The sequence below is a fragment of the Ensifer sp. Root954 genome, assembly GCF_001429005.1.
GTDB lineage: Bacteria > Pseudomonadota > Alphaproteobacteria > Rhizobiales > Rhizobiaceae > Ensifer > Ensifer adhaerens.
The window spans coordinates 45,798-46,159 of sequence record NZ_LMJM01000004.1; the positions used below are offsets into that span (position 1 = coordinate 45,798).

General features: G+C 66.0%; 1 pseudogene. It reads right to left on the bottom strand.

Annotated features, from left to right (window positions below):
* Positions 1–362: pseudogene (locus tag ASE71_RS36720) on the bottom strand (electron transfer flavoprotein subunit alpha/FixB family protein); the annotation flags it as partial.

The following is a 362-nucleotide window of genomic DNA, read 5'->3' on the forward strand; positions in this document are numbered from 1 at the left end:
ACGAGACGACCTCGATGATTTCCGAGACCTGGGAGACGTCGAGCAGGGCTGCGACGCGCGGCATGACGTTCTTGCCGACCGAGGTGGCGGCGGCAACGATCGTGTCGTAGTTGCCGGCGAGCGAGACGATCAGGGCAGCGAGCGGTTCTGCGAGGTTGTTGGCAAGCGAGGCGTCGTCGGCAACGAGCACCTTGGCAACGCCCGCCAGCTTGGCGGCCTGTTCGGCTGCAGCCTTGGCGCCGGCGCCGGCGACCAGCACATGCACATCGGCTCCAGTCCCACTGGCGATTTTCGAGGCCGCGCTCAGCGCCTTGGCGGTCTGGTCGGAAAGGTGGTTGCTGTCGTGGTCAGCCAGAAGAAGA